Raw genomic sequence first — 24,710 nt, 5'->3', positions numbered from 1 at the left:
CGGCGGCCGAGGACACCTGAGGATGCGGACAGTGATCAGGCGTAAGTTGATAGGAATAGGACTCCTCGCCGCGGCCCTGGCCGGCTCGTTGCTTCTCGGAGCCACGGGCTGTCGCGGGGACGGAGAGGTGGATGGAACCCCGAAGACTCCGAAGGACTACAAGGTCGTCGCGGGGACGCAACTGTGCGGTGGCAGGGCGGTGTCCGCCGACGCTTCCGAGGCACTGAAGGCGATTACGGGGACATCGCGGTTCGAGGCGTCGGCAGATAGGTACACCGTCGTGCAGGCTGGGGTGGACCTCGTTGAGGCGTTCCCGGTTCCCACCGTTGGTAGAGAGGACCTCTGCCGTATCTATACGCCTATTGGTACGCCGGATTTCGACCTCAGAATTACCTGGAGGCTGCTAGACGGCGCTCCGCCGGATAAGCCGGCGGCCCCGAAGTTCACCGTGCTGAAGATGGGAGAGGAGACCCTCGCCGCGGCGGACATGGCGTACGTCCAGTTCGCGTGCCGGAGCGAGAGGTTGCTCAACTCGTCAAGGGTGGGCCACATTCGAATCGGCGTGGAACATTGGGCCATGCCAAGGGAACCCGAAGGTGACGTGGAGGCGTTGAAGGACGCGTACGCGACCGTGGCCCACTCCGTCTCGCTGGCCATGGCCAAGGAGCTGCGCTGCGAGAAGAACGGCGGGCTCCCCGCAGAGCCGGTGCTGGATCCCGTGTAGCCGCCGGTGTCCGAGGGAACTGACTGCGAGCGGTGCGCTGTCCCCGCCTCCATGGGGCGCGGTGGGGTGGCAACCACCCCCGTCAGGTATCGGGGAGCGTGAAGCGGAGCGAGCGGCCGGACCATGTGGCGCAGAAGCGGCCGGCCCCGGGCACGGGTACGGCTAAGGGCACTCCGAGCGGGTCATGGGCGAAGGGCGGGGCCGCCAGGGTGGGGGCGGTCGGCGTGTCGGAGACCGGCGCCGGCCAGGTCCAGTTGCTGTGCGTGCTCGCCCGCTCCGGGCAGGGAGAGCACGGTCTCGAACTCCCGCCGGGCCTCGGTGCGACGGCCCAGCGCGGTGTAGGTGGCGCCGAGAGCGATGCGCACGTGCATCTCCAGCCACGTACTGGTGTACCGGGTGAGTGTGTCCAGGGCCTCGTGCTGGGCGTCGACGGCGGCATGCAGGTGGCCCCGTGCGTGCTCCGCCTCGCCCAGACGCGACAGGGCCACCGTACGCAGGTGCAGGTCTCCCGCCTCGCGGGCCAGTTCGGCGGCCCGGCGCAGCAGGTCGACGGCCTTGTCGTAACGGCCGAGGGACAGGTGGGCGTCGGCGGCGAAGCGCAGCGCGGTGCTGATCGTCCGGGGCCGGCCGCTCTTCTCGGCCATGGTGACGGCGGTGGCGTAGTGGTCGAGCGCCTGCTCGGGCCGCCCCTGCCGGGAGCGGACGGCGCCCAGGTTGTAGGCCGCCGTTCCGGTCAGCCAGTCGTCGCCGAGCCGGGCCGCCTGCTCCACCGCCTCACCGAGGTGGGCGACCGCCGTCTCGGTGTCGCCCAGCCATCCCGCCGCCGTCCCCAGTCCTGCGGTCGCGCGGGCCCGGTTCTGCGCGTCGCCGTGATCGCGGGCGTGGCGCAGCGCCTCGGTGTACCAGGCGTGTGCCCCCTGGAACCGTCCCTGGCAGATGTCGATCATGCCCAGGAAGTTGCGCAGCGCGGATGCCATCCGCCCGTCGGAGGCCACGTCGGCGCAGGGCAGCGCGAGTTCGAGAGCGGTCCGGCATTCGTCGTAGTGCCCCTGGTGGAGCAGGGGGTCGACCAGGGCTTCGGCGATCCAGCAGGCGTGGTCGAACTGGCCGGCGGCGGCCGCGTAGGCCACCACGTCGACCAGTTCTCCGCCCGCCGCCCTCAGCCAGGCCGAGGCTTCCCGCCAGTCGGGGAACGGGGAACCGCTGACATCGGGGCCGGTGGGGAACGCCTCGGGACCCCAGTCGCTCGCGACGCGGCCGGCGGCCGTGTAGAGGTGGAGCACGGCGGCGCGGTCCGCGGCCGCCTCCTCCGGAGCGTCGGACGCCCGGAGGCGTGCGTGCGCCCGCACCAGATCGTGCATCCGGTAGCGCCCGGGATGCGGCTGCTCCAGCAGACTCGCGTCGACCAGTTCTTCCAGCAAGTCCTCGGCGTTCTCCCGGTGTCCACCCAGCATGGCGGCCAGGGTGAGCCCGTCGAAGCGGGCGGTCGGGGACTGGCCCGAGGCGCGGAAGGCGCGGCGCAGCCCGGGGGCGAGCTGCTCGTACGACATCCGGAAGGCGGCCTCCACACTGCGGTCCCCGGCCCGCAGTTCACCGAGGCCGCGCACGTCGTCGGACATCCGGCCGGTCAGGAAGGACAGGCTCCAGGAGGGACGGTGCTGCAGCCGGGCGCTCGCGATGCGCAGCGCCAGCGGCAGACCGCCGCAGCGGCGGGCGAGTTCGAGCGCCGCCCCGGGTTCATCGTCAGCGCGGGACTCCCCGAGGAGCTCACGGAGCAGGGTGACGGCGTCGCCCGTGCCCAGTGGCTCCACGGTGATCCGCAGATCGGCGTCCAGACCGGACAGACGGTGCCGGCCGGTCACCAGGACCCTGCTGCCCGGCCCGGCGGGCAGCAGGGGACGCACCTGGTCGGCGCCGAGGGCGTCGTCGACGACCAGGAGGAGCCTGAGGCCGCTCGTGGCCGCGCGCCATGCCGCGACCAGATCCGTCAGGTCGTCCGTGCCGTCCGTGCCGTTTGTTCCGTTCGTGCTGCCCGTGCTGTCCGTGCTGTCCGGATCGTGCCTGTGGTCGGAGTAGCGCGTGCCGTCCAGGCCGTCCGGGAAGTCGTCGTTGCCGCGGACCGCGCGCAGCAGCCGGCGAAGGGCCCGCTGCGGGGTGACGCTCTCGTGGATGGCGCCGTGCGTGTGCAGGTCGACGAACAGACAACCCTCGGGGTGGGAGGCGCGCAGAGCCCAGGCGGCCCGCACGACCAGAGTGGTCTTGCCGACACCGGCCGTCCCGTCGACGGTGACGACGGACACGGCCTTCGTGGACATGGGCGCCGTGAGCAGGGCGAGTTCACGCTCACGGCCGACCAGGCAGGCGGTGTCGCCGGGGAGGTCGTTGCGGCCGGGGCGGGGGAGGGGACGGCCGGATCCGCCGGGCGTACGGTGCTCGGGCGAGGGGTTTCGGGGCGGGGCAGCCTGGGAGCGAGGCGCGGGCCGATCGGCGTCGGGGGCGGCAACTCCGCTACCGGCGGTGCCGGATGCGGTGGCGCCGGCCCCGTACCGGTCCCTCGCCGGGCCGGGCAGCAGCCGGTCGTCCCGGCGCAGGACCGCCTGGTGCACGCGGCGCAGTTCCTCGCCGGGCTCCACACCCAGGTCGTCGCGCAGGAGACGCCGTGTCCCCTGGTAGACGGCCAGCGCATCGGCCTGTCGGCCGCTGCCGTACAGGGCCCGCATCCGCAGCGCGGCAATCGACTCGTCGTGCGGATCGGCCAGGGGCACCGCCATGAGCCCGTCCAGGGCGTCGGACCAGCGTCCGAGCAGCACCAGACACTCCACCCGCTGCTGGTGCAGCGCGCGCCGCTGCCCGAGGAGGCGGCGCCGTTCGGTGTCGGCGAGCGGTCCGGGCAGGCCCGGCAGGGGTTCGCCGCGGAACAACTCCAGTGCGCGACCGACGTGGTGGAGCGAGGCGTCCGGATCGCCGTCGGCCCTCGCCCGCTGTGCGCGGGCGGTCTCCGCGGCGAGCTCGACAAGGTCGGTCGTCGTTCCGTCGGACACGAGACCGTAGCTCCCCTGTCCGCCGCGGATCACCGACCGGTCCGGTCCCGCGTCCGCCGGGTCGAGCGTCTTGCGCAGGGCGTACACGTAACTCGGCAGCACCTGCCCGCCCGTCGCCGGGGGATCGGCGCCCCACACATCGTCGAGGAGCTGCCGACGGGTCACGAAGGCCGGTGCGCGCAGGACCAGGGCGGCGAGTACCGCCTGGCGCCGTACCGGGCCGAGCGTGAGGGGCGCGTCGCCGCGACGGGCCCGGACCGGCCCGAGCAGGTCCACGCGCAGTGTCCCGCCCGTGTCATCCCGGCGCACACCCTCATCCCCTGGAACTGCGCCCACCGTCACCTCCCGGTGTTTCCCGTGCGTGCAGCGGCTTCTCGACCCCTCGGACGCCATGTCATCAGAATTTCATGGGCATTGCAGCGGGTCGGGAGAGAGTCGGGCGGTGGCACCGAGGTCCTCGACAGCCGGAGGGCGGTCCTCGGGGCGAGCCGACTCACCGCTGAGAGAGGGATTGGTGCAATGCCGCAGACCCACGGAGCCCCCAGCAGGGGGTACACCCGGATCGGTGCGCGATGGGAACGCTACCGGGTCACCCACCCGTTCTCCGCCCAGGACCAGGCGGGCCTGTGGGGATCCATCGTGGGCGTGGTGGCACTCGCCGCGCTCCTCGGCTGGGCCCTCGAGATGAAGGGCGGTGTGGTGGTCGTCGCGGCCCTCCCCGTCATCATCGGGTGGTTCGAGCGCCGCCGTACGGCCTTCCAGTTCGACGCGGTCGGGGCACGGTTCGGTGAGGTGCTGCTGCCGTGGTCCGACGTCACCCAGTTCGTCGTCGCCACACCGCCGGACAGCCCGCACGCGCTGATCGGTGCCCGACTGCGGCCCGGCGCGCGGCTGCCGGCGGGCGTGAGTACCCCGCCGCACCACCCGGCCATGCCCGCTCCCGTCCATGTTGCCGTCGAGCGGGGCAAGTTCGACCTGGCGAAGATGGTGCGCAAGGCACGCGCGTACGCGCCGCCGCACCTTCAGATCGTGGTCGCCGAACCGTCCGGCGAACGGGTCGCGACCTGACGCGGCCCGCTCCGGCAGGGGCAACCGCTCGCGCGGAGCTGCGTCGACACCAGGGGAGTGGCGCCGACACGGGGGAGCGGCGCCGGTCCGACGGGGGGAACGGCCCCGCGCCCGGCGGGCGCGGGGCCGCGGTCGCCGATGGTCCCGCACGCAACGGGGCGGCTCCGGTCCGGGACCGGAGCCGCCCCGTCCGTCACGGGCGGGTCAGTTGGCGTCCACCATGTGGTGCGGGGGGACCGTCACCGTACGCGCGCCCTTCTCACCGCCCAGGACGACCTTCCGCAGCGCGCTGTTGTTGCTGTGGTCGGTCTCCTTGAGCCGGTTCTCCGGGTTGGCGAGGACCTGGATGTAGTACGTGCCGTTCGGCAGGTCCGTGATGTCGAAGGACTGGCCGGGCAGGTCCTGGGTGTAGGTGTCACCGGATCCGACGTCGAGCACCTCGCGCACGGAGATGGAGTTCTCGTAGCCGCACGCGGTGGACAGGTCCGTGTTGCCCGGGTGCCAAGAGGCGTTCTTCACGGTGTAGTCGACGGCGTCGGTGTTGGCCAGGCAGAACGCCTCCTTGCCGCTGCGTACCGTCTCCTTCTGGTCGGCCGTCAGCAGCCGGTAACTGGCGAAGTCCAGGAAGTGCCAGTGCTCGTGGCCGGGACGCGGGTCCCACTCCATGCCGCCGGTCGGGGTGTATCCGACCTGCTTGCCGTCGGCGTCGTAGAAGTACTGGTAGGCGTCCATCACCTCCTTGCCCGGGGAACGGAAGCCGTCCACGACCAGTTTGGCCGGGCCCGCGTTCCACACGTTGGCGCTGAAGGCGAGGTAGTCCTTGCCGGGTACCTCCTCGTAGCCGTCGCTGACGGTGATGCCGAACGCGGGCAGCGAACGCAGGTCGGGCTTCGGGACGTCGGGCACGGCCGCCTTGCCGGTGGGCCGCTTCGCGTTGGGCTGGGCGCCCGGTGCCTGGCGCGAACCGTCGGTCTGCCCGGGACCGTCACCGGCCTCGGCGGCGGCGACGGCCTGACGCCCCAGGGACTTCCTCTTCATCGCCCATGGCAGGGCGGGCGGAGCCGACGGGTAGGGGCCGTGGCCGGCGTTGTACGAGGGCCCGGCGCCGCTCGTCACGGCTCCGGGGGCCGGGGTGTCCGCCGTGGCCCCGTGCCCTGCGTGTGCCCCGTGCCCCGCATGCGCGCCGTGCTCCGTGTGCGCGCCGTGACCGGAGGCGGCCGTCTTCGCCGCGCTGCGGGAGGCGACCCCCGCGGAGTCCTCCCAGCTGCGCTCGCGTACGACCACCTTGACGGTCTGCGGCTTGTCGGCGATGCCGAAGAGATCGCGGTACTTCTCGGTCACGTTGATCTCGGCGGTGTAGGTGCCGGGCTCCAGCTGGACCGGCGCGCCGTAGAACGCGGAGTAGGTGTTGGACGCCCAGCCGTTCTCGACCCCCCACACCGAACCGAGGGTGAACGGGTTCGTCGGGCAGCTCTCCGGATACTTCGAGTTGGCGGGAGCGTCCGGCCGGACCCGCCCGGAGGCGTTGTTGGGGCAGAACGCCTCGGTCCTCTCCAGCACCGTCGAACCGGCCGCGTCGGTGAGGGTGATCTGCGTGAAGTCCGGCAGCCCGGAGAAGTCGTTCACGAGCCCGGCGGGGAGCGCCTTGGTCCGGGTCTTCTTCCCGTTTCGGAGGACCTGTTGGGTGACGACGGGGTCCTTGTAGGACTTGCGGGTCACCTTGAGTTCGAAGGCGCCGTTCTCGGAGGTGAGGTACGTGCCGAGGTCGAGATAGACGCCGGGATCCTCCGTCCACGAGTCGAGCGTGACCGAGGTGGATGCGGCGATCAGGCTGAGTTTCGGTGTCGGCTCCGCGGTCTTCGCGTCGGGTGCGGCAGCGACGACGCCCGCCGCCACGGCGATGGCCGCGGCGATGGCGAGGGAGGGGCGGGCCAGGCGGTTGGGGCGGCCCTGCTGGAGTCTGGTCATCGGTCCTCGTGCTTCCGGCTGTGGAGTGCGTCATGGAGTCTGGATGAGCAGTGCGGCCCCAATTGACTTCTGGGGCTGCTGTGTTCGGACCGTGAGAGGGAACCGGGCACCCTCCGGGTTGGCTCCGCTTCCGCTGCCGCGCCGAGTTGTCCGAAAAGCGTTTACCGGTAGCCGGACCTGTCTCATGTCCGTGCGGCAGCCGCCGGGCACGTCACGCTCGGGCGGAGTGGGCGGGGCCTTTCGCCGCGCACGTTCCCGCGAGTGCATCTAGTTGCACTTTTGGAAACTAGGTGCATGTTCTGGCGACGCAACGCAATGGATGGAGGTCGACCATGGGACAGGAACCGGATTCCGCAGAGCAGTTGCGGGTCATCGACGAGGCTCCGGCACTGACGAAGGCCGCAGCGCCGGGCGAGCGGGCGCTCGGGGTGCTGTCGGCGGTCGCACTCTTCTCGGTGCTCGCGGGGCGGGCGCGAACAGTGTTCCCGTACTGCTCGGCTGCGTCGTCCTCGTGGGGGCGCTCGCACTCGTGCTGCGCTGGCGGTGGTTGCATCTCCGGGCGCCCGGCCGGAGGCCGCACACGAAGGCCGAGGAGGCCGTGTTCCTGTTCGCTCCGGTGACGCTGGCGATTCCCGGGCTCAAGGTGCTGTGGGACAACCCCGCGGATCCGGCCGCCGCGTGCGTGTCGGCGGCGGTGCCGGCGGTCTACCTCGTCCTGCGCTGGAGGCGCTAGTGCCGTATCAGGCAATGTTCGCCCTGTTCACGACCTTGCGGAGGCGTTCGTCGGTTGCGTGCTTGTTCCGCCAGATGATGTAGCGGCGAATCATGCTGCCCTGCTCCTTGTGGCTGGCATGATCGGTGGCGTCCAGCGTGAAGTAGCGCAGGGCGGTGAACTGTGCCTCGATGCGGTTCAGCCAGGAGCTGTTGGTCGGTGTGTAGGCGAGCTCGACGTTGTTGGCTGCGGCCCAGTCGCCGACCCGAGTGTCATTCTTCGTGGTGAGGTGCGGGGAGAAGTTGTCGAGCACGATCGCGATGCGGAGCTTGGGCGGGTAGAGGCTGCGCAGGTAACGGCAGAACTCCAGGAACCTCGTGCGGTTCTTCCTCGGCTTGATGTGGCCGTAGAGCTTGTCCCGGGCAAGGTCGTAGGCGGCGAACAGGTGCCGGACCCCATGAGGCCGGGTGTAGGTCGAGCGGCGGCGGGGCCTGGGCTCGCGGGCTGGGTCCTTGTGCTTCCCGCCGCGCTCGGCCCATTGCCGCCCCGGGTGGGGCTGGAGATTCAGCGGCCCGAACTCGTCCAGGCACAAAACAACTTCCGGCTCGTCGTCCTCGGGTATCACCTCCCCGTCGGCGATCGCATAGAGATGCTCGACCCGCGCCTTTCTGGCCGCGTAGTCCGGATCTCGGGAGGTCTTCCAGGTCTTTACACGTTGAAACGAGATGCCCTCCTCGCGGAGCAGGACCCGAAGGCCCTCGTGGCTGATGTCGTCGACCACCCCCTCGGCGACCAGGAAGTCGGCCAGCTTGGCAAGGCTCCAGGTCGAAAACGGCAGGCCGTGCTCGGCTGGCTTGGACTTGGCGATCTTCTTGATCTCCCGGCGTTCCGGGAGGGTGAAGGTTCTGGGCCGGCCACCCTTGTATTTCGGGTATAGCGAGTCGAAGCCGTCCGCGTTGAAGTTGTGAATCACATCCCGGACCCGGTCCGCGCTCGTGAACGTCACCTCGGCGATCTTCGCCACGGGCATGCCCTCGCGGACAGCAGCACCATCTGGGCCCGCCGCCAGGTCACCACTGACCCCGTGCCTCTGCGGATGATCCGCAGCAACCGCCTGCCCTCGTCGTCATCAATCTCCCGGACCTGCACGCGTTCAGCCACCCGCACAGCTTGACGCAGATCGCTGTCCGGCACGTGCACGCCTCGCGCCCCCGGCACGGCGACGAACTGATCGTCTACTGGCCGGTGATGGTCTTTTCAAGGAGGCATGTGAGGATCGACTCGGCATGAGTCCACAGCAGGGCACCGCCGATCCCCGGCACGACGTGATGACGAGCACCGGGCACACGGGCAGCAAGCAGTGCTCCGTTATCGGGCGAGTGGCTGCTGTCCTGCTCGCCGTACCAGATATCGACGGGGACAGCGATCTCATCGAGGGCGAACGGCCACCGCCCCATCGCCAGGACCGTGTCACGGGCGTAGCCAGCGGCACCTTGAGCAAATCCCTCGTCCAAGGCCCTGCGGTAACCAGCCGCGAAATCAGGATCCTGGTACACGGCAAGGTCACACCCTGGGCTCCCGGTCATGACCATGTCCCACATCGCATCCGCAGTGAAGCCAGCGAAAAACTCCTCGGCGCCAGCCGGATCGCACTCAGTCCGCTCGACGAGACCACGCAGGTCCGCGTTCAGAACTGCAGCGAACTCCGGCCTGGCGACCTCGTCCGCACCGGAGACGACAGCCAGTGCCGAGGCGACCCCCTCCGCAGCGCAGGCAAGAGCGAATGGTGCACCTTGCGAATTCCCGACCACAACAGGTTGCCCCAGCCCCCGCCGCAGACAGAGTTGGCGCATATCTCCAGCGAAGTCAGAGAAGGTCCGCCCAGGGGCGGGCGTCGAGACACCAAGACCCGGACGATCCACGGAGACAAGACGCACTCCGAGCGCCTCAACAACGCCTGCGCCGAATCCGAGCCACCGGCTCGTAGCCGCACCAGGACACAACAGAACAGGCGCCCCGTCCAAGGGCCCCCACTCTGCCCAGCCAAGCACCCGCCCATCAGACAGAGCACTCTCACCCAGCCGGGCAGGAACATCGGTGTATCGAGTCATGATCAACATCATGGCCATAGATTTGACGTCCTGCACGCGACTTTCACCATGGCCTCGAACAGGGCAAACGTTGTCTGATGCGGCACTAGCGTGACGCCGCAACCGCGTACCCGCCTGTCGACGGTGATGCATTCACCGAACAGGCTCGCCATCCTCGGCGCGCTCCGCCATGTGCAGCAGGTCAACTTCTCCGCATTGCAGGAGGCGTTGGAGCTGACGACCTCGGAGCTCTCCCGCCAGCTGGGGATTCTGGAGAAGGAGGGGCTCGTGGAGATCGCCAAGTTCCGGGAGCGCCGGCACGCCGTCACAAGGGTCCGGCTCTCGTCCTCGGGGCGCGAGCGGTTCCAGGAGTACCTCGAAGAACTGCGCAAGGTCGTGCAGTCGGACCTCGGCCAGTAATCCCGCTTGCGTGGGGCGGGGAACCGGCAGCGCGCACGGACGGGTGGACCGAAGTCCGCTTCGGTCCACCCGTTCACCGTCTCGGAGCAGGCCCTGCCGGTGACGGTTCAGCGCGGTCGGCCCGAAGGGCTCACGCCCAGGGCGTGGCGCACCAGATGCCGCTGGCCGCAAGCGTGGCGGCCAGGCCGACGACCCCGCCCTTCACGGCTGTCTTGACGCCGCGCTTGGCGGCCTCCTTGGTGATCAGACGTGCCGCGTCCGACCACTTCTTCTCGGACAGCTTGTTCATGATGGCCGAGGCGACCCCGCCGAGGCCGCAGAGGCGGTCGGCACCGACGGCCTTGAGCAGGCACTTGCCGTAGCTGTCCTTGCTCTTGGCGGCTGTCACGGTCACGGAGGAAGCCGAGGAAGCGGGCCTCGGGCCCGTACGACTGGTGTCCGCCCCGGGTGAGCGGCCCTTCCGCGGGCTCGCCGAGGGGTCGCTGGCGCGAGCCGTCGCGGAAGGGCCCGGGGTCTCCTCGTCGTCGAGCAGTTGGGGGAGTACTTCACGCTCTGCTCCGATGAGGGCCACCGCGATCGGTTCGAAGCCGAGCCCGTATCTGCCCAGGTGAGGTGTGCGGGAGACCTGCCGCCCGGGGGCGGGTCTCTCGCTTCACGCGTGGCCGTCAGGCCTCCCTGACGAACCCCGCCCACGCTTCACGTGACACGCGGAGGACGGGGCCGGCCACGGCCTTGGAGTCCCGGATGTGTACAACTTTCTCACCGGCCGCGACCTCGATGCACTGGCCGCCCTCGGTGTCGCTGTAGCTGCTCTTGAACCAGGTGAGTTCGGACTCGGCGGTGTTCATAGCTCTCCCAGCAACATCTCGATGAACTGCGAGGACTCCCGCGGACTGAGAGCCTGTGATCGGATGATCCCATAGCGTGCGGAGGCGAGAGCCGTCTGTTCCGGGTCGGCTTCGAGTGAGCTGACCGCGTGTGCCTCGGAGTAGACGAACTTGTTGCCGTCCTTCCGAGTGACGACGGTGAACGGCCCGTTCACGCCCGCGTTGTCCTCGCAGTTCAGCGGCATGATCTGGATCTCGACGTTCCGCTTCTGTCCGATCAGAAGGAGGTACTCCAGCTGGCCGCGTAGTACGCCCCTGCCGCCGTAGCATTGCCGCAGCACCGCCTCGGTCATGACGAACCCCAGTAGTGGTGCGGGCTGCCGGTCGAAGATGTCCCGTCGGGCCAGCCGCGCGGTCACCCGCTGATCGATCGTTTCTTGGGGCAGGGGCGGACGCCTCATACCAAGCAGGGCACGCATGTACTCCTCGGTCTGGAGCAGGCCGTTGACGATCAGCGCGTCGTACATGAGCAGCTCGATGCACTCCTTCTCCAGCTTTGCCATCCCCTGGAAACGGACCGGATACTGAGCCCGCTCCACCTGCTCCTTCCACACGGTCAGCAATCCGCCCGCGTCCAGGACCTCGTCCGCCCGCTCGATGGTCCTGGGTGACGGGATCCGCCGCCCCTGCTCGTACGACGCGATCGTGGACGCCGAGTATCCGATCCGCCGCCCGAATTCCTCGCGCTCCAGACCCGCCCGCACCCGCAGCGTCTTCATCGTCTGCCCGAACGCGACGACGACGGCCTGGCCGGACGTGTCCGCCGTCGCCCCTTCCGCGTCGCCCGCCATCACGGCTCCGGCCCTCTCGCCCACATCTTCGGTCATCGCCATCGCCTCCCTGGCTCAACGCCGCCCCGGCGGCCTCGTCACGCAGCGCGCCTCGTACCGGTACCGCCGCCGCGCGTACAACGGACCGCGTCGCTGAGTCACCACTGGTCACGCTGCGCGACCGAGAGCACCGTTGGCGGCATGACGAACCAACTCCCCAGCCCCGTCAGCACCTCCCCACCCACGGCTCCCGCCGGTGACTCGGGCCGCACCTTCGAGATGCGTTTCACCTCCACCCCACGTGGCGCCCGCCTCGCCCGCCGGCTGGCCGCGTACCGGCTGGCCACCTGGGGCCTTCCGTACGGCACCGGTCCGCACGAGGAGATCGTGCTGGTCCTCGGCGAGCTGACCGCCAACGCCGTACGGCACGGTCAGGTCCCCGGCCGGGACTTCCACCTGCTCCTGCACGTGTGCGCACTCACGCGTACGGCCAGGATCGAGGTCACCGACACCCGTACCGAACGCACGCCACCCGACCCCGCGGAGCTGCACGCCCCCGGTGCGGAGGACACCGGCGGTCGAGGGCTGCTCCTCGTCGCGGGGCTCGCCACCCGCTGGGGTTGGCACCTACGCTCCGACGGTCCCGGTAAGACGGTGTGGGCGGTGTGCGCGACTCCCACATGAACTCGCGAACGACGTGCGGTGATTCCATGCCGTACGGACGACGTCAGACCTGAGCATCCTTCAGCCGGAGCCGTGTTGTGTTCTGCTGCCGACGATCATCGGTGACCGCGACCTGGCGACCGGGCGGCGCACCAGAGAGTCGCGAAGGCCGCCGACCTGCAGCCGGTGAAGCCTGATCACCTTGCGCGAGGAGTGATGGCCGATTGGCGCCCTTTCCGGCCCTTGCCGGGGGTTTCACCCTGGGGGGAAGCACCGCGCACGGGCAGCGCCGAGGGGGAACGCCATGTCCGTACCGCCGTACGTCCCCGTCCTTCCGGCCAGACCGCACGCGGCCGCTGCCTACCGCGGCCTGCCCGGAGCCCTACGACGCGGGGTCGTCCCGCTCTGGACGCTGTCCCCTCACCCCGGCATGCTGCCCGGACCACTGGCGGGGCGGATCGCGAAGGAGGCCGGGGAGGCCACTCGTGCGCAGCCCCGCACACCGGCCTGGCTGGATGCCCCCTTCGTGGACGACTCCGAGGCCGCCGTGCTGGCCGACACCTTGGGCCCGCAGTGGTGGGAGGACCGCTTCCTCCGGCCGGTCACCGGCCCCGGGCGTCCCGACGCGCAGCAGTCGCTCGCCCTCACCGTGGCCCGACGGCAGGCCATCCCCCTGGGCCTCAGGGTTCGGCTGCTCGGCGGCTGGAACGACAGCACGGTGTCGTGGGCGGACGAGGTCACCGCGCTGCTCGGCCGTCTGCCCGCCGGTCACCCCGTCGACCTCCTCCTCGACCTCGGCACGGTCCTGTCGGACCGCCCCGACGCCGGGAAGGAGGCCGTGCGCACACTGGACGCGTTGCTCCCTCTCACTTCCTGGGGCACGGTGACCGTGGTGGCCGGGGGTTTCCCCGATCCGCCGGACGAGTTCCGGGAGGGCGCGCGGTACGAGGCGCCGCGCACGGACTGGGACACCTGGCACGAGATCCGGCACGCCGACCGTCCCTATGTCTCCCGGCTCGGCTACGGCGACTACGGCGTCCACCCCGCGACGTACGTCACCCGGCCGTCGGTGTCAGGCGGCGGCGGCCCGCCGTGGGGCGTCCTCCGCTACACGACCGCCCGCTCCTACCACCTCGTCAAGGTGCCCTACGGCAGGCAGTACGACGACGCGAACCGAGCGGCCGCCAGGATCCTCACCGGTCTCGCCGACTTCCGGGGAGCGGCGGCGAGCGCGGGGGAGGCGTGGCTGTGCGACCGGGCCCGGGGCGTGGGGACCCCGGGCAACCACTCCACCTGGAACAGAGCCGGGAACATCCAGCACATGGCGTTCGTGGCTCGAAGTTCCGGAGGGTGAGGTGCGTGCCCGTGCTCCTACCTGGTTGCGGCATGGCGGGAGTGGGCCGAGGCCATGCCCAGCCAGGTATGCGGGTTTCCTTCCCAGCACCAGCCAAGTTTCGGAGCGTGCCGGCTGATCCAGATCGCCGGGACCCGCCGGTCGCCGGAGCGTGAACCGCCCAGCGAGAAGCACTTGTTCTTGACCAGCAGCTCGGGGAAGAGGGTGATCAGCGCGACCCCTTCCTCGATGGTGAGTGGGGAGCGTCCCCGGGCGGCGATGGTGTCCATGGCGTCCTTGGGCACGGCACCGCAGAACTCCTCCCCACGCTCGACGTCGAACAGCAGGTAGGCGCGCGGGTCGGGAAGGCGGGTCCCCTCGACGGCGACGAACCGCTCGAGGGCGCCGGGCTCGAAGGACCGGTCCACGAATCCCGGCACGTTCCTTCCGCGGAGGGTGGTGCGCGCCATCGTCTGCTCGATCGGGACGACGTCCCGCGTGACCACGAGCAGGAAGGGGACGCGCCCCGTCTCCGGTGCCCACGCGCCGTCGGTGATGTCGGTGACGAGGCCGCGCAGGGGCGCGACCAGGGTGGTGAAGCGTTCCGGAGACAGGTGGGCCGTCGCAGGCCAGTCCCGTTCGACGAGGGTGCGGACCTGCCGGTCGAATTCGGTGCCGGGGTCGGTGGTGGTGTGTGTCATGGGGTCCTTTCGCGCTGGGGTGTGCGGGCCGGGCTCAAAGATCACTTCCACGGGGTGCTCGGCGGGCCGGTGACATCGGGGCCGTGGCCGCCGTGTCCCTCATCGGCCTCGTCGTCAAGCGGCCGGTGCCGGGGCGATACGGGCGAGGGAACCGGTTTCCAGTGCCGTCCACACGGCGTCGTCGGGGCCGAGGGTGATGCCGTGCGGCTCCGAGCCGGGCGTGGGCAGGTCGTGTGTCCCGATCACGCCTTCGGTGGTGACGGAGCCGACCCGGTTGCCGCCCCACTCCGTGAACCACAGGGCTCCGTCGGCGCCCGCGGTGATGGCGTGCGGCCGGCCGGCGCGGTCGGGCAGCGGGAACTCGGTGACCTCGCCCTCGGTGGTGATGCGGCCGATGTGACCGGCGGCGATCGCGACGTACCAGAGGGCACCGTCCGGTCCGAGGGTGATGCCGACCGGTGCCGAGCCCGTGGTGGGCAGCGGGTGGACGGTGATCGTGCCGTCGGTGCCGATCCGCCCGACGGCGTCGGCCTGGTTCATGGTGAACCACATTCCGCCGTCCGGACCCGCGGTGATCGCGGAGGGGAACGCGCCGGTGACCGGGAGCGGGAACTCGGTGACCTCACCGTCGGTGGTGATGCGGCCGATGCGGTCGGCGGTGGTCTCGGTGAACCACAGCGCCCCGTCGGGGCCCGCCGCGATGCCGAACGGCCCGCACTCGGCGGTGGGCAGGGGATGTTCGGTGACGTCGCCCCCGGTGGTGATGCGGCCGATGCGGTGGGCGCGGTACTCGGTGAACCACAGGGCGCCGTCCGGACCGGGGGTGATGACCGTCGGCCCGCAGTCCTGGTCGAGCGGGTGGCTCTCCGGTTCGCCGCCGGGTACGAGCCGGCCGATCCGGCCACCGTGGACCAGCGTGTACCACAGCGCCCCGTCGGGTCCGGTGGTGATCGCGTACGGTCCGCCGCCGACGTCCACCGGGTGTTCCTCGATCGACACGTTCGTCATCCCGTCTCCAGTCCGTGGTCGGCGGCGATGCGGGCGATGTCGGACGGGGTGCCCGCCATGATGGTGCGGGTGTGTGCGGTGACCAGCTCGGCCGGCCAGTTCCACCAGGCGGCCCTCAGCAGCCGGTCGACGTCGGCGTCGTCGAACCGCTGCCGGATCCGGCGGGCCGGGTTGCCGCCGACGATCGTGTACGGCGGGACGTCCGCGGTGACGACAGCCCCGGCGGCGACGACGGCGCCGTCGCCGATGCGCACGCCTGGCAGGACGGTGGCCCCGTGGCCGAGCCAGACGTCGTTGCCGACCACGGTGTCGCCCCGGCTCGGCATACCGGTGACGATGTCGAGGGTCCGCTCGGCCCACTCCCCGCCGAACATGGTGAACGGGAAGGTGGACACGCCCATCGTCGGGTGTTCGGCACCGGCCATCAGGAACCGGGTGCCCGTGGCGATGGCGCAGTACCTGCCGATGACGAGCCGCTCCGGTCCGTAGGCGTAGAGCACGTTGCGGTGCTCGAAGTCGGTGGCGGCTTCCGGGTCGTCGTAGTACGTGTACTCGCCGACGACGATCTTCGGGGAGCGGACCAGCGGTTTGAGGAACACCACCCTGTCGTGGGCCGGCAGCGGGTGGAGGGTCAGGGGATCAGGTGTCAACGTCCGGCTCCTGGTGAGGTGGAATCCGCTCGGTGACCATGACCGGGAGGGCCCGGCCGGCTCGTCGCGGCCGGGCCGGGTGGAACGCCCTTCACTGTCATGATCCTTCGTCAGCACCCTAGGACCGGGCACCGGCGGGCGTCATGTGCATAACGACGGGCGGCGTCGGTGACGTACGATCGCCCGGCCGGAGCCGGCCCGCGTGCCGGGCCGGTCGAATGGAGCCGCATACGGGGGAGTCATGAGGGCCACGGCAGGGGACCGGCGGTGCGGGACGGGGTGTCCGCCTCGGCCGGCGGCCGCCGTGCAGGCCATGCACCGGGGGCGTCCGACGGCCGAAGGGCGTGTGGTGGCGGGGTGACCGGCCGGTCGGGGCGGGAGGCGTTGCTCCCGTCGCTGCGAGGATGGCCGGGGTGGTGCGCGGTGCTCGCCGCGCTCGTGGTCGTCGTGCTCGGCACCCTGTACGCGGGTGACGGCGAACCCGGCGCGGTGGACGCGCGGGTGTCGGCGGCGGTGGAGGGTGTGGGGCCGTCGTGGCGGAAGGCCGCCCTGGCCACCGACTTCCTGGGCGAGCCGGTGGGGGCGGCGGTGCTGGTCGTGGCCGCCGTGACGGGGTGCCTGCTGCTGCGGTCTCCTCGGGCGGCGGTGCTCGTCGTGGTCGGCACCGGGGTGGCCGTGGGGGTGACGAAGCTGCTCAAGCCGCTGGTGGGGCGCACCATCCACGGCGACGCGAACCTGTCCTACCCCAGTGGGCACACCGCCTTCCTCACCGCGTTCGCCCTCGTGGTGGCGTTGCTCGTGGCCGGCCGGCTCGGCCTCGGCAGGACGGCCGGCACGGCACTCGTGCTCGGTGCGGCGCTGGTCGCCGGGGGAGCCATGGGCTGGGCGCAGGTGGCCCTCGGCGCCCACTACCCGAGCGACGTCCTCGGCGGGTGGTGCACCGCGCTGGCGGTGGTGCCGGCGATCGCCCGGCTGGTCGACCGGACGGCCGCCGGACAGGGCGGCCGTCCGGTCCTGAACGGCACCGGCCGATCACGTATCTGACGGCTGGTCAGGCGCGCGCCCGGAACACCGGTTTCACCGGCCGTCCCCCCAGCCAGGGTGTCGGGTCGCCCGCGTCCAGGGCCTTCCGGTACACCGCGCAGGCCTGGGCCACCACGTCGACGGTGTGGTCGATGTCGGCGTCGGTGAGTGCGGCGCTCACCACGAACGAGGGCGCCAGTACCCCGCCCGTGAGGAGGTGGCGCAGGAACAGTGTGCGGTACTCCTGGGACGGCTGCCGCTTCTCGTCGAGGGTGGCGAAGACCAGGTTGCTGGCCCGGCCCCGGACGACGACGTGGTCGCCGACGCCCATGGCGGCCGCCGCGTCGCGGACCCCGGTGGCCAGCCGCTCGCCGAGGGCGTGCAGCCGCGCGGTGACGCCCTCCTCGACGTAGGTGGCCTGCACGGCCATCGCGGCGGCCAGGGAGTGCGTCTCGGCCCCGTGCGTGGTGGACAGCAGGAACACCCGCTCGCCGGAGTGGCGCAGCCCGCCCCGTTCCATCAATTCGCGGCGCCCGGCCAGCGCGGAGACGGCGAACCCGTTGCCCAGCGCCTTGCCGAACGTGGAGAGGTCGGGGACGACGCCGTACAGGCCCTGGGCGCCGGCCTCGGACCAGCGGAATCCGGTGATCATCTCGTCGAAGACCAGGACGCAGCCGTGCCGGTCGGCCAGGGCGCGCAGGCCGGCGAGGTAGCCGGGCGGAGGCTCGGTGTGGGTGGCGGGTTCGAGGATCAGGCAGGCGATCTCGCCCTCGTACCGGGTGAGCAGCGCCTCCGTGGCGGCCAGGTCGCCGTAGGGGAAGCCCACGGTGAGGTCGGTGGTCGCCGCCGGGATGCCGGCGGACATCGGGGTGGTGCCGATGAACCAGTCGTCGACGGAGAAGAACGGATGGTCGGCGCAGAGGGCCACCCGGGGGCGTCCGGTGGCGGCGCGGGCCAGGCGCACCGCGGCGGTGGTGGCGTCGGAGCCGTTCTTGGCGAACTTCACCATCTCGGCGGTCGGCACGGTGGCAAGGAAGCGCTCCGCCGCCTCGGCCTCCACCAGCGACGGGCGGACGAAGTTGCTGCCCCGGTCCAGTTCGCGCCGCACCGCCTCCAGCACGCGCGGGTGGGCGTGGCCGAGGCTGACCGACCGCAGGCCGGAGCCGTACTCGACGTAGCGGTTGCCGTCGACATCCCACACGTGGGCGCCGTGGCCGTGGCTGATGACCGGGGCCAGGTGGTCGGGGTACTGGTCGTCGCCCTTGGCGTAGGTGTGCGCGCCCCCGGGGATCAGGGCGTGCAGGCGTTCGTTCGCCTCCCGTGAGCGGGGCAGGCGGAATTCCTCGGTGGTCACGCCTCAGTTCTCCCTCTGCTTCAGCACCTCGGCGAGGCTCGGCGCCCGACGGTCCCGGGCGGACACCGACGTGACCGGCAGGGGCCAGTCGATGGCGAGGTCCGGGTCGTCGAAGGCGATCGTCACGTCCTCGGCCGGGTCGTGCGGGCGGTCGATGCGGTACGAGGTGTCGGCGGTGTCCGTCAGTGCCTGGAAGCCGTGCGCGCAGCCCGCCGGGATGTACAGCGTCGCCTGTGTCTCGCCGGACAGTTCGAAGGTGGCCCGGCCGAGGTAGGTGGGGGAGTCGGGCCGCAGGTCCACGACGACGTCGAAGATCCTCCCGTACGAGCACCGCACCAGCTTCGCCTCGCCGTCGCCGGAGCGCAGGTGCAGCCCGCGCAGGACGCCCCGGACCGAGCGGGACAGGCTGTCCTGGACGAAGGCGTCCGGGTCGAGGCCCACGGAGCGGACCACGTCGGCGTCGAAGGTGCGGCAGAAGAAGCCGCGTTCGTCGGCGTACGGTGTCGGTTCGAACAGGTACGCGCCGGCGATCGCCGGGACGTCGGTCGCTTTCATGCGGTCTCCTGCGGGGCGTGGGAGGGTGCGGTCGCGGGGAAGAGGGCCGCCGTCAACGCGGCGAAATGAAGGTCGAGTTGTTCGGTGACGTCCCGGTTCCGCCCGGTCAGGATCCGCCGCAGCTCCGCGGACCGCTCCTCCAGCGACCGGAACTGTGCGAGGAGCCGGTCGGCGTCGACCTCGCGGGCCGGGTGGCAGTAGGCGTCCAGGCCCATGCGGGCCATGAGCGCGTCGCTCTTGGCCGCGTAACTGAGCGCCAGCGTCGGGGTACCGGCCTTCAGGGCGCAGACCAGGTTGTGGTAGCGGATCGCCACCACGGAGTCGGCGGCCGCCGTCTCCCGCATCAGGTCCGCCAGCGAGGTGGCTCGGGCGGCCGTGACCAGCGGTGAGTCCACCGCGTCGCGGATCGCCTCGACCACCCGTGCGTCGCACGCGTCGCCGGTGAGCAGCCGCACCGGCCTGCCCTCCTCGACCAGCGCGCGCACGAACCGGGTCGTTCCCTCGAGATAGCGCCGGTGGATCTCCACGGCCCGGTCGCGGTCGTCGTCGCCGCCGTGGAAGTCCATGACGCCGACGCAGACCAGGCCCGGCCGCCGGTCCTCGCCGGGCGGCGGTGCGGGCAGGGCGAAGGCGAGGTCCGGGTGGACCGCGTCGCGGGTGGTGTCCACGCCCATCGCCCGCATCGCGTCCCGGGAGAGGGTGTCCCGGTACGAACGGTGGGCGGCGAGCCGCGCCGACCAGCGCACCAGGGCCCGGGTGGGCCGGCTGCCGATGGGGGCGGCGCCGACACCGACCAGCGCCACCTTCGTGCCCAGCAGCCTGCCGCTCGCGCAGAGCAGGAACAGCGCGTACGGGAAGCCCCACGGCCGCAGCGGCAGTGTCGCCTCCAGGACGCCCATGCCCGGCACGATCACCACGTCGTGGCGGCGCACCCAGGCGGCGGTGCGGACGGCGTCGACGAGCTTGCCCAGCCCTTTGCCCGCGATCGCGCCCGCCCGCGACGCGGTCCGGTACTCCCCGCCGTACCAGTGCAGCCGCGTCGCGGGGATGCCGTACCGGGCAGTGACGGCCTCGGGTCCGCCGCAGAGCGCGTCCACGACGGCCTCCGGGCGCGTGCGCCGCAGGTACCCGAGTACGGCCTCCAGCGAGCCGTCGTTGCCGAGGTTGCCGGAGCCGAGCAGGCCGAACAGCCCGACGCGCACCTGCTTCACGGCTGCCGTCCTTCCCGGCCGGCGACGAGGGCGTCGACGGAGACGGTGAGCCGATCCGGGTCGACGGGGGCGCGGTCCTCCACCCGTTCGCCGGCGCCCGGCCGGACCCGGGACGTCATCCACGCGGCCAGGTGGCGGTAGCAGGCGCGCCGGTCGGCAGCGGAGAGCGGTGCCCGCCGGATCGCGGAGACGAAGCCCCACACGTACTCGGCGAGCAGCCGGGGCGTCGGGTGCAGCGGCCCGGCCCGGCGCGGGTCCAGGTTGACGCACCGGGAGCGCTTGGAGGGGTTCGCCCGCTCGGCGCGGGTGGGGTGGTCGCGGCGGAAGTACAGCAGTTCCGGCACCTGGTGGAACGGGCCGTGCAGGGTGATCTCGGCGACGAAGGTGCGGTCCGCGTGGTGGTAGCTGTCGTGCGGTTTCACCCGGCGCAGCACGTCGGCCCGCATCACGCCGTAGAAGTCGTCGCCGCCGGGTTCGAACAGCAGGCTGCGGAAGCGTTCCGGCGCGTGCGGGGAGTCGGTGGCGAGCCCGTACGCGTAGGGGACCTTCACCTTGCCGTCGCCGTCGATGACGGCCTGGCCGCTGTGCGCGAGGATCACCTCCGGCCGCTCGTCCAGCGCCTCGACGCAGGCCCGCAGCAGGTCCCGGGCGTACAGGTCGTCGTGCGAGGCCCACTTGAACAGCTCGCCCCGGCACTCGGTGAACACGTGGTTGTGGTTCGGGGCGGCGCCGATGTTCCGGGGCAGCCGGATGTAGCGGATGCGGGAGTCCTTCGCCGCGTACGTCCGGCAGATGTCCTGGGTGCCGTCGGTCGAGGCGTTGTCGGAGACGACCAGCTCGAAGTCCTCGTAGGTCTGTCCGAGCAGCGCCTCGAACGCCTCGGCGAGGTACTCCTCGCCGTTGTAGACGGGCAGGCCGATGCTCAGCCTGGGGTGCGCGGTCATGGGGTCCTCACTTCACGGATGGTGTTCTGGTGGTGCTCGCGCAGGGCGGACCGCAGGTGCAGCCACCACACGGCCGAAGCGCACGCGGTGGCGGCGGCGACGCCCCAGGCGGAGCCGGCCGTGCCGGCCACGACCGCCCCGCCGAGCCCGCCGGTGACGTAACAGGCGGAGGCGAACAGCTGGCTGCGCAGGCTGCGCCGGGCGGCGCCCAGCGCGCGCAGCCCGGCCGCCGCGCCGGTGCCCAGGCCGGCACCCGCGACACCGAGCGTGACCGGCACGACGAGCGCCGCGGCGGAACTCCAGACGCCGCCGAGCACGAGTGCGCCGAGCCGGTCGGGCACCAGCAGCAGGGCCCCGCCCCACAGCAGCGCGGCGACGGCCTGACCGCCGCCGAGGACGAGGCAGAACGTGCCCAGGCGGTGCGGGGCCCGCCGCAGCACCCGCGCCGCCTCCGCCACAGTGACCAGCGACAGCCCCATCAGCAGCGCGAGGAACGGGCCGAGCAGCAGCTCCGCCCCCCGGATCACGCCCACCGCGCCCACCCCGACGATCGCGCCGAGCCCGTACGCCCGCAGCTGGCTCGCGCCGCTGTTGCTGACGTTCTCGACCAGATAGCGGTAGCCGAGGTCGCGGTGCTCGCGCACCCACGCCCGGGCGCCGGACGGGCGGGGCCGGATACCGGACTGGACGCAGCCGTACACCGCGGCCACCGCGGCGGACCCGCCCCAGGCGACCACGAAGGCGGACACGCTGCCCACCCGGGCCGCCACCAGCAGGGCCGGGACGAGCGCGACGCCCCACACGACGTCGTTGACGAACGCCTTGCGCCCGGCACCGGCGGCGAAGAACGCGAACCGCCACGCGTCCTGCAGCAGCAGCCCCGGCAGGACGACGCCGAGGCAGGCGAACGCGGTGCCCACCGGGCCGCCGACGGCGAGACCGGCCGCCACGGACACCGCGCCGAGGGCGGCGCCGACACCGAGCGCGGCACCCGACGACCGGGCCACCGCCCCGCGCCAGGAAGCCTCCGGCACGCCGCTGAAGCGCACCATGAGCGGGTCGGTGGCCACCCCCCGGGAGACGTTGAGCACCACGCCGTAGGTCACCCAGGCGAGGCTGAACACGCCGAACGCGGTCACCCCGAGCGAGCGGGCCACGTAGACGCCCACCACGAAGTTGCTCACGCTGGAGGCCGCCTGGTCGGCCAGTCCCCAGGACAGCCGCCCGAGGACGCCCCGCCTCGCGGACGCCGACGCCGGCCTCGTCCTCTCCTCCTCGGTGGTCATCGGAGTCAGGCCTTGAGCAGTCCGGCGGCGTGCAGGGCGTCGGCCGCCGCCGCGACGGTGTCGAACGGCAGCCCGGACCGCTCGGCGACGTCCAGCAGACCGTGCTCCCCGTCGGAGAGGCTCAGCACCCACAGCATCGCCATCTGGGCCTGCTGGGCGTCACTGCGGCCCCCGAGGGAGTCGTACAGCCCGCGCCGGCCCAACTGCGGCTCGCCGTAGGGGCTGAGGTTGACGTAGCGCCGGTTGCGGTCGAGGACGCCGAACGCCTCCCGGCAGACCGCGAGGGTGTCCGCCATCGCCGCCGGGGAGACGAAGTCCGGGTTGTCCGCCGAGGTGTGGTACTCGGGGTACCCGGCGTACGGGGTCCGGCTGAGCGACCCCACCCCGAGGTCGAACCCAGGTGAGCAGTACTGCCGTTCGTCGTAGCCGTACGGGGTGAACCCGGTGACGCGGTGCGGGCGCCCGGAGGCGGCCAGCACGTGCCGCAGCACCCGGTCGATCTCCGCGTCGCCGCGCCGGCTCCGCTTGTACGTCAGGTCGCCCGGGTCGCCGGCGCAGGCCAGCACCAGGCCGTGCCTGACCCGTGCCACCCGCTCGGCGTTGCGGGCCAGCCAGGTGATCGCCCCGATGGTGCCGGGAGCGAAGATGAACCGGTAGGTGTAGTAGGGACGTCGCTCCGCCAGGGCCCGGGCCAGGAAGACCGCCACCGCGACGCCGGCCAGGTTGTCGTTGGCCAGCGACGGGTGGCAGACGTGGCAGGAGACGATCACCTCGTCGGGGACCTGGCCGGGAATCACGTGCTCGGCGTAGGTGAGGTGGCCGTCGGCGAGGGTGGAGTCGATCCGCACCTCGTAGTCGCCGTCCGGCATCGCGTCCAGCGTCTCCTGCGCCAGGCAGAACCCCCACTCCGGCTTGTAGTAGCTGGTGCGGTACGGCACCCAGGACGGGTGGTCCGGCAGGGTGTGCAGGTGAGGGCGGAGTTCGGCGAGCGGCATGGTCGCCGACACCGGCACGCTGTAGCCGAGGACGTGCAGGCTGGACGCGGCGAAGTCGACGACGCGGCGGCCGGAGGCGTCGGCGATGTACGCCTCGCGGATGTTCCACTCCTGCGGCACCGTCCAGTCCAGGACCCGCGTCCCGGTTGGCACCTCGTGAACCTCCAGCGGGACGTACGCGCCGACGATGTCCAGGGTGGCGCGCACCCCGTCGCCGGTGATGCTCCGGCACAGCGGGTACAACCGCCGCACCAGGGCGTGCATCTCCTCGCCGACCTCGGTCACCGGCGCCACCGCAGGGTGTCGTCGACGGCGCCCGCGCCGGAGGCCGCCCGCAGCACCGCGAGGCGGGTGAAGCGCTCCTCGAAGTCCTCCCGGGTCAGCCCGTGCGTGCGGTAGGCGTCGGCGAGGTCGAGCGCGCCCCGCTTCACCGTCCACGCGCAGTCGAAGCCGGGCACGGCGGCACGGAAGCGGGAGAAGTCCACCCGGTAGGACCGCGGGTCGGCGCCGGTCTCCCCGGTGATCACCACCTTGGAGCCGGACACCGCCTCGGCGACCTGTCCGGCGATCTCCGCGACCGTGACGTTGTTGGTCTCGGTGCCGATGTTGAACGCCCGGTCGTGCACCGCCACCCGCGGCGCGGTCAGCGCGGCGGTGAAGGCGCGTGCGATGTCGGCGGCGTGCACCAGCGGACGCCAGGGGGTGCCGTCGGAGAGCACCAGCACCTCACCGGAGAGCAGCGCGTGGCCCACCAGGTTGTTCAGCACGATGTCGGCGCGCAGCCGGGGGGAGAACCCGAACGCGGTGGCGTTGCGCATGTACACGGGGCTGAAGTCGCCGTCGGCCAGTGCGTGCAGGTCGTCCTCCACCCGCACCTTGGACTCCGCGTACGGTGTCACCGGGCGCAGCGGGGCGTCCTCGCCCACCAAGTCGTCGCCGCCGGCGGCACCGTAGACCGAGCAGGTCGACGCGTACAGGAAACGCTGGACCCCCGCGTCGCGGGCCAAGCGGGCCAGCCGCACCGAGGCGTGGTGGTTGATGTCGTAGGTGAGTTCCGGAGCCAGCGAGCCCAGCGGGTCGTTGGACAGCGCGGCCAGGTGGATCACGGCGTCCACCCCGGCCACGTGCTCGGCGGTGACGTCCCGCAGGTCCACACGGTGCCCCGGCGGATCGGCGGGTGCCGGGCCGAGGACGCAGTCGGCGAACAGGCCGGAGTCCAGACCGACGACCTCGTGGCCCGCGGCCGTGAGGACCGGGGCCATCACGGTGCCCAGGTAGCCCTGGTGTCCGGTCAGCAGTACGCGCAC

The 24,710-nt window shown here is 71.7% G+C and carries 23 protein-coding genes and 1 pseudogene; 7 read left to right on the top strand and 17 right to left on the bottom strand.

The window, feature by feature from the left end:
- Positions 1–22 precede the first annotated feature (22 nt).
- Positions 23–724, top strand: a complete 702-nt coding sequence (locus ACZ6A9_RS14050) for a hypothetical protein (RefSeq protein WP_468984224.1) — start codon at positions 23–25, stop codon at positions 722–724.
- Positions 725–906: 182 nt separating this feature from the next.
- Here the strand turns inward: ACZ6A9_RS14050 and ACZ6A9_RS14045 are convergent, their stop codons facing one another.
- The gene (locus ACZ6A9_RS14045) at positions 907–4,074 is read right to left on the bottom strand and encodes an AfsR/SARP family transcriptional regulator (RefSeq protein WP_468984222.1); all 3,168 of its coding nucleotides are present in this window, start codon (positions 4,072–4,074) and stop codon (positions 907–909) included.
- A gap of 210 nt (positions 4,075–4,284) precedes the next feature.
- Here ACZ6A9_RS14045 and ACZ6A9_RS14040 point away from each other — a divergent pair, with 210 nt between their 5' ends.
- On the top strand, positions 4,285–4,833 hold the full coding sequence (locus tag ACZ6A9_RS14040) for a hypothetical protein (RefSeq protein ID WP_468984220.1): 549 nt from the start codon (positions 4,285–4,287) through the stop codon (positions 4,831–4,833).
- A 204-nt stretch (positions 4,834–5,037) separates the two neighbouring features.
- On the opposite strand, the gene ACZ6A9_RS14035 is transcribed toward ACZ6A9_RS14040, so the two are convergent.
- Positions 5,038–6,801, bottom strand: coding sequence for a lysyl oxidase family protein (locus tag ACZ6A9_RS14035; RefSeq protein ID WP_468984217.1), 1,764 nt, complete (start codon positions 6,799–6,801; stop codon positions 5,038–5,040).
- A 598-nt stretch (positions 6,802–7,399) separates the two neighbouring features.
- On the opposite strand from ACZ6A9_RS14035, the gene ACZ6A9_RS14030 reads away from it, so the two are divergent.
- Complete coding sequence (locus ACZ6A9_RS14030; RefSeq protein ID WP_468984215.1) at positions 7,400–7,534, top strand: hypothetical protein; 135 nt, start codon at positions 7,400–7,402, stop codon at positions 7,532–7,534.
- Positions 7,535–7,541: 7 nt separating this feature from the next.
- On the opposite strand, the pseudogene ACZ6A9_RS14025 reads toward ACZ6A9_RS14030, so the two are convergent.
- A pseudogene (locus ACZ6A9_RS14025) lies at positions 7,542–8,674 on the bottom strand (IS630 family transposase).
- A 74-nt stretch (positions 8,675–8,748) separates the two neighbouring features.
- A complete protein-coding gene (locus ACZ6A9_RS14020) occupies positions 8,749–9,624 on the bottom strand; it encodes an alpha/beta fold hydrolase (protein WP_360692349.1) in 876 nt (291 codons plus the stop codon).
- Between the two features lie 126 nt (positions 9,625–9,750).
- Here ACZ6A9_RS14020 and ACZ6A9_RS14015 point away from each other — a divergent pair, with 126 nt between their 5' ends.
- Positions 9,751–10,023 carry a transcriptional regulator gene (locus ACZ6A9_RS14015; protein WP_468984603.1) on the top strand — a complete coding sequence of 91 codons (273 nt, stop codon included), beginning with the start codon at positions 9,751–9,753 and terminating at the stop codon, positions 10,021–10,023.
- 130 nt (positions 10,024–10,153) lie between these two features.
- Here ACZ6A9_RS14015 and ACZ6A9_RS14010 read toward each other — a convergent pair whose 3' ends face one another.
- The 3 genes from ACZ6A9_RS14010 to ACZ6A9_RS14000 all read right to left on the bottom strand — a co-directional run bounded on the left by ACZ6A9_RS14010 (position 10,154) and on the right by ACZ6A9_RS14000 (position 11,743).
- Complete coding sequence (locus tag ACZ6A9_RS14010) at positions 10,154–10,417, bottom strand: hypothetical protein (protein ID WP_468984213.1); 264 nt, start codon at positions 10,415–10,417, stop codon at positions 10,154–10,156.
- Positions 10,418–10,688: 271 nt separating this feature from the next.
- Entirely contained in the window at positions 10,689–10,871 is a 183-nt protein-coding gene (locus ACZ6A9_RS14005) for a DUF397 domain-containing protein (protein ID WP_468984210.1), read from the bottom strand.
- Positions 10,868–11,743 (bottom strand): helix-turn-helix domain-containing protein, encoded by an 876-nt coding sequence (locus ACZ6A9_RS14000; RefSeq protein ID WP_468984208.1) that lies wholly within the window; start codon positions 11,741–11,743, stop codon positions 10,868–10,870. Before ACZ6A9_RS14000 ends, ACZ6A9_RS14005 begins: the two co-directional genes overlap by 4 nt.
- 138 nt (positions 11,744–11,881) lie before the next feature.
- On the opposite strand from ACZ6A9_RS14000, the gene ACZ6A9_RS13995 reads away from it, so the two are divergent.
- On the top strand, positions 11,882–12,364 hold the full coding sequence (locus ACZ6A9_RS13995) for an ATP-binding protein (protein WP_468984206.1): 483 nt from the start codon (positions 11,882–11,884) through the stop codon (positions 12,362–12,364).
- A gap of 283 nt (positions 12,365–12,647) precedes the next feature.
- Positions 12,648–13,697, top strand: coding sequence for a beta family protein (locus ACZ6A9_RS13990; RefSeq protein ID WP_468984204.1), 1,050 nt, complete (start codon positions 12,648–12,650; stop codon positions 13,695–13,697).
- A 17-nt stretch (positions 13,698–13,714) separates the two neighbouring features.
- On the opposite strand, the gene ACZ6A9_RS13985 is transcribed toward ACZ6A9_RS13990, so the two are convergent.
- The 3 genes from ACZ6A9_RS13985 to ACZ6A9_RS13975 all read right to left on the bottom strand — a co-directional run bounded on the left by ACZ6A9_RS13985 (position 13,715) and on the right by ACZ6A9_RS13975 (position 16,035).
- A complete protein-coding gene (locus ACZ6A9_RS13985) occupies positions 13,715–14,377 on the bottom strand; it encodes a DUF5701 family protein (RefSeq protein WP_468984201.1) in 663 nt (220 codons plus the stop codon).
- 114 nt (positions 14,378–14,491) lie between these two features.
- Positions 14,492–15,385 carry a Vgb family protein gene (locus ACZ6A9_RS13980; protein WP_468984199.1) on the bottom strand — a complete coding sequence of 298 codons (894 nt, stop codon included), beginning with the start codon at positions 15,383–15,385 and terminating at the stop codon, positions 14,492–14,494.
- Entirely contained in the window at positions 15,382–16,035 is a 654-nt protein-coding gene (locus tag ACZ6A9_RS13975) for a CatB-related O-acetyltransferase (RefSeq protein WP_468984197.1), read from the bottom strand. The genes ACZ6A9_RS13980 and ACZ6A9_RS13975 overlap by 4 nt, the downstream gene beginning before the upstream one ends.
- A gap of 357 nt (positions 16,036–16,392) precedes the next feature.
- On the opposite strand from ACZ6A9_RS13975, the gene ACZ6A9_RS13970 reads away from it, so the two are divergent.
- Complete coding sequence (locus tag ACZ6A9_RS13970; protein ID WP_468984194.1) at positions 16,393–17,079, top strand: phosphatase PAP2 family protein; 687 nt, start codon at positions 16,393–16,395, stop codon at positions 17,077–17,079.
- 7 nt (positions 17,080–17,086) lie between these two features.
- Here the strand turns inward: ACZ6A9_RS13970 and ACZ6A9_RS13965 are convergent, their stop codons facing one another.
- From ACZ6A9_RS13965 to ACZ6A9_RS13935, 7 genes are read right to left on the bottom strand one after another with little or no spacing between them, the layout of a single operon-like run.
- Positions 17,087–18,412 (bottom strand): glutamate-1-semialdehyde 2,1-aminomutase, encoded by a 1,326-nt coding sequence (locus ACZ6A9_RS13965; RefSeq protein ID WP_468984192.1) that lies wholly within the window; start codon positions 18,410–18,412, stop codon positions 17,087–17,089.
- A 3-nt stretch (positions 18,413–18,415) separates the two neighbouring features.
- Positions 18,416–18,967 carry a dTDP-4-dehydrorhamnose 3,5-epimerase gene (gene rfbC, locus ACZ6A9_RS13960; protein WP_468984189.1) on the bottom strand — a complete coding sequence of 184 codons (552 nt, stop codon included), beginning with the start codon at positions 18,965–18,967 and terminating at the stop codon, positions 18,416–18,418.
- Positions 18,964–20,178, bottom strand: a complete 1,215-nt coding sequence (locus ACZ6A9_RS13955) for a polysaccharide pyruvyl transferase family protein (protein ID WP_468984186.1) — start codon at positions 20,176–20,178, stop codon at positions 18,964–18,966. The genes rfbC and ACZ6A9_RS13955 overlap by 4 nt, the downstream gene beginning before the upstream one ends.
- Positions 20,175–21,122 carry a glycosyltransferase family 2 protein gene (locus tag ACZ6A9_RS13950; protein ID WP_468984182.1) on the bottom strand — a complete coding sequence of 316 codons (948 nt, stop codon included), beginning with the start codon at positions 21,120–21,122 and terminating at the stop codon, positions 20,175–20,177. The genes ACZ6A9_RS13955 and ACZ6A9_RS13950 overlap by 4 nt, the downstream gene beginning before the upstream one ends.
- The gene (locus tag ACZ6A9_RS13945) at positions 21,119–22,408 is read right to left on the bottom strand and encodes a hypothetical protein (RefSeq protein WP_468984179.1); all 1,290 of its coding nucleotides are present in this window, start codon (positions 22,406–22,408) and stop codon (positions 21,119–21,121) included. The genes ACZ6A9_RS13950 and ACZ6A9_RS13945 overlap by 4 nt, the downstream gene beginning before the upstream one ends.
- 5 nt (positions 22,409–22,413) lie before the next feature.
- Positions 22,414–23,697, bottom strand: coding sequence for a DUF4910 domain-containing protein (locus ACZ6A9_RS13940; protein ID WP_468984177.1), 1,284 nt, complete (start codon positions 23,695–23,697; stop codon positions 22,414–22,416).
- Positions 23,685–24,710 (bottom strand): NAD-dependent epimerase/dehydratase family protein, encoded by a 1,026-nt coding sequence (locus ACZ6A9_RS13935; protein ID WP_468984174.1) that lies wholly within the window; start codon positions 24,708–24,710, stop codon positions 23,685–23,687. Before ACZ6A9_RS13935 ends, ACZ6A9_RS13940 begins: the two co-directional genes overlap by 13 nt.

This window comes from Streptomyces sp. NPDC041124, assembly GCF_055592385.1.
Note: the sequence above shows the minus strand (reverse complement) of the source record. Positions and strands in the feature narration are given on the sequence as shown.